Annotated in this window: 3 protein-coding genes; 2 read left to right on the top strand and 1 reads right to left on the bottom strand. The window is 37.5% G+C overall.

What is annotated here, in order from left to right:
- Positions 1-518 (bottom strand): tetraacyldisaccharide 4'-kinase (gene lpxK / locus ACIQ0D_RS12020; RefSeq protein WP_395805944.1); only part of this gene is annotated, 518 nt, incomplete at its 3' end.
- Between the two features lie 78 nt (positions 519-596).
- Here lpxK and ACIQ0D_RS12015 point away from each other — a divergent pair.
- Both ACIQ0D_RS12015 and pruA read left to right on the top strand, forming a co-directional pair.
- Positions 597-1,514: a serine hydrolase gene (locus tag ACIQ0D_RS12015; RefSeq protein WP_395805942.1), complete on the top strand. Its 918-nt coding sequence runs from the start codon at positions 597-599 to the stop codon at positions 1,512-1,514.
- A 168-nt stretch (positions 1,515-1,682) separates the two neighbouring features.
- Positions 1,683-3,317, top strand: coding sequence for an L-glutamate gamma-semialdehyde dehydrogenase (gene pruA / locus ACIQ0D_RS12010; RefSeq protein ID WP_395805940.1), 1,635 nt, complete (start codon positions 1,683-1,685; stop codon positions 3,315-3,317).
- Positions 3,318-3,891 lie beyond the last annotated feature (574 nt).

Here is a 3,891-nt window from a genome sequence, read left to right as displayed (position 1 = left end):
ATCGGCTCCCTCAAATTACCCGCTGGCAACAAAAACTGATGGGATTGGAAAGATGAAAATTCAAACAATAAAATACTTAATCCTGGCTTTACTGCTCGATGTTGAAATGCATCATCTAGAATGACAACATCATTTTCCCATTCTATTTGTTCAATAGCATCTACCCGTTTTTCACATACTACAACACTAATACCTTCAAATTTTTTCTTTATTTGTAGAGGTTCATCTCCAACCATGTTAACACTATCATTCTCATCAACAAAACGAAAACCACTTGTTTTTCTGCCATATCCCCGACTTACCATTGCTAAAGTAAAATCCCACTTTAAAAGATGAATGAGATACTCAGTCATTGGACTTTTACCAGATCCCCCTACGGCAAGGTTTCCAACAGAAATTACAGGTATTTTAAATTTAATCGACTTAAATAATCCGGAGTCATAAGCCAAATTCCGAAGCATTACCCCAAAACCATAAAGAATTGAGAATGGAAATAAGAGCAATCGGACTAGTTTCATTTATTAAAATTTTTACAAAAATACATATTTGATTTCAAGCTTATATTTATTGATGTTTGAATAATTAAATTAATCATCATGATAAGAAAGTCACTTAGCCTTTTAGGCATTATTTTTCTATTCGTTTTCAGTGCTTTTGCACAAACTAAAAACGACAAAAAGCTAACATTAAAACTGCAAAAACTTGTTGAGGGTTTTAATGGCGATGTAGGAATATACGTCCAAAACTTGAAAACAGGTAAATTTGCAGAAATAAATGGCGATACCATTTTCCCCACTGCTAGCATGATTAAAGTCCCAATCATGATTGGAGTGTTTGATAAAATCGAGAAAAAAGAATTGAGCTATCACCAAAACCTGATCTATCGCGATAGCCTACTTTACGCCGGTGAAGACATTCTTGGTTCCTATAAAGATGGCGAAAAGGTACAATTGAGCAAAGTTCAAATGCTTAGCATCACCACAAGCGACAATACAGGAAGCCTTTGGTTACAAAAATTGGTTGGCGGGGCAGATATCAATAAATGGCTTTCCAACAATGGTTTTGAAAATATTCGTATCAATTCAAGAACTCCCGGAAGAGAAGCTTTTCAAAAACGCTATGGCTGGGGACAAACGAGTCCGAAGGAAATGGCTCTTCTCATAAAAAAAATCCGAGATGGTCAGGCAATAAGTCCCGCAGCAAGCGAACGCATGTACAGAAATTTAATTCGTATTTATTGGGATGGAGAGGCACTTTCACAAATTCCACCTTATGTTCAGGCCGCATCTAAGCAGGGTGCAGTAAACCGTTCGCGCTCAGAAGTAGTACTTGTGAATGCCCCTCATGGCGATTATGTGTTCTGTATTACTACTAAGAATCAAAAAGATGAAAGCTGGACTACAGACAATGAAGGTTATCAACTCATTCGTAAACTCTCAAAATTATTATGGAATTATTATGAACCAAAATCAAAGTGGGAACCTACAAAAGGCTTAGAAATTTACGATAATTAATTTATTTTAAATAAAAATAATATATAAAAAATTAAAAAATATTCATTTTTTGATAAAAAATTAAATTGATGCTAATATAAAATCAGCTTTTAATCGTTATATTTTAGCTTATTTCAGCCTAACATTTCGATCAAAGCCTTATCTTTGTAATAACTAAGAATACCAACTATGCTAAAAGGATTTTTCAACGTACCTCAGCCTATTAATGAGACAATTTTAAATTATGCACCAGGAAGTAAAGAAAGAGCTTTATTAAAAGAAGCACTTGCTGATGCCCGTTCTAAGACGATCGACATACCCATGTATATCGATGGTAAAGAGATTAGAACTAATAAAAAAGTCAGTATTTACCCACCTCACGATCACCAGCATTTGTTGGGCACTTATAGTCAAGGGACCAAAGAACACGTTTCTGAAGCTATAAATGCAGCTTTAAAGGCGAAGAATTCTTGGGAAAATTTAGCTTGGGAGCAGCGTGCTGCTATTTTCTTAAAAGCTGCTGATTTAATCGCAGGTCCTTATCGTTATAAACTGAATGCAGCTACCATGCTGGGGCAGTCGAAAAATGCTTTTCAAGCAGAAATTGATGCAGCATGTGAGCTGATTGATTTCTTGCGTTTCAATGTGAAATACATGACTGAGATATACCAGCAACAACCTCCAGTATCACCACGCGGAAGCTGGAACAGACTGGAGCAGCGTGCACTAGAGGGTTTTGTATTTGCATTAACACCATTTAACTTCACTGCTATTGCAGGAAATTTACCTACTTCAGCGGCGATGATGGGTAATGTTGTGGTTTGGAAACCTTCAAACACTCAAATTTACTCAGCCAATGTTTTAATGGAAATTTTCCGTGAAGCAGGTTTACCTGAAGGCGTAATCAACCTGGTTTATGTTTCAGGACCTGATGCAGGTGAGGTTATTTTCAATCACCCAGATTTTGCGGGAATTCACTTTACAGGCTCAACTTCAGTGTTCCAAGATATTTGGAAGACCATTGGTAATAATATTCATAAGTACAAAACATACCCACGCATTGTTGGAGAAACTGGTGGCAAAGACTTTATTTTAGTCCACGGCTCAGCCGATGTTGAAGCATCAAGCACTGCCATTTTACGCGGTGCATTCGAATACCAGGGGCAAAAATGCTCTGCCGCATCAAGAGTGTACATTGCAGCATCCGTTTGGCCTGCAATCAAACAATTATTGCTTCGTGATCTTGCCAGCCTTAAAATGGGCCCTACAGAAGATTTCGGCAATTTTGTAAATGCGGTAATTGATGAAAAATCTTTTGATAAGCTTAGCGGATTTATAGATCGTGCAAAAAGCGATAAAAACATTGAGATTTTTGCTGGTGGCAATTATGATAAATCAAAAGGATATTTTATTGAGCCAACAATCTTACTCACAAAAGATCCAAATTATGTGACCATGTGTGAAGAATTGTTCGGTCCGGTACTAACAATTTTTATTTACGAGGATAAAGATTTCGAAAAAACACTCGAAATTATAGACAATACTTCTATTTATGCATTAACTGGGGCAGTTTTAGCACAAGATCGCTATGCATTAGCAACTGCTACACATGCATTAAGAAATTCGGCTGGAAACTTTTACATCAATGATAAATGTACTGGTGCGGTTGTTGGTCAACAGCCTTTTGGAGGCGCTAGAGGCTCAGGAACCAATGATAAGGCTGGCTCTATGATTAATCTGTTAAGATGGGTTTCACCTAGAACAATCAAGGAAACTTTTGACCCACCGAAAGATTATAGATATCCGTTTTTGGAGAAAGAGTAAGGGAGGGGGTCAGTTAACCGTTGTCAGTTGTCAGACAAGCGACATCTGGAAGATTGGTTGACAGTTAACCGTTGCCAGTTGTCAGACAAGCGACATCTGAGAAAGTGGTTGTTAGTTTTACCAATGGGAATAATAAAATCTTTATTCACGCCAGCCTGATAACTGATAACTGACAACTGATAGCCGATAACCGATAACTAATATTGTCTGAACTGTGATTTTTTTGATTGATGTGATTGCGGAGAGGCTTGTTGTAAACAAAATTACCTGGCTTCGAGAACCTGGCTTCGAGAACCTCAGCCACCGGTAATAGATGTCGCCAGACAGACAACTGTCAACTGATAACTAACAACTGATATTGTCTGAACTGTGATTTTTTTGATTGATGTGATTGCGGAGAGGCTTGTAGCAAACAAAATTAACTAGCTTCGAGAACCTGGCTTCGAGAACCTCAGCCACCGGTAATAGATGTCGCCAGCCTGATAACTGTCAACTGATAACTCATAACTCATAAAAAAAAGAGCTAAATCTCACGATTTAGCTCTTTTTTTTAGCTCACTTTCGATTCATCGAG

The sequence above is a fragment of the Daejeonella sp. genome, assembly GCF_044342615.1.
Classification (GTDB): Bacteria; Bacteroidota; Bacteroidia; order Sphingobacteriales; family Sphingobacteriaceae; genus Daejeonella.
This window is presented reverse-complemented; position numbering and strand designations above follow the sequence as displayed.

Bases quoted from the DNA above. Each gene is read 5' to 3' on its own strand.
- pruA (WP_395805940.1), top strand. From the start codon at position 1,683: ATGCTAAAAGGATTTTTCAACGTACCTCAGCCTATTAATGAGACAATT.
- ACIQ0D_RS12015 (WP_395805942.1), top strand. From the start codon at position 597: ATGATAAGAAAGTCACTTAGCCTTTTAGGCATTATTTTTCTATTCGTT.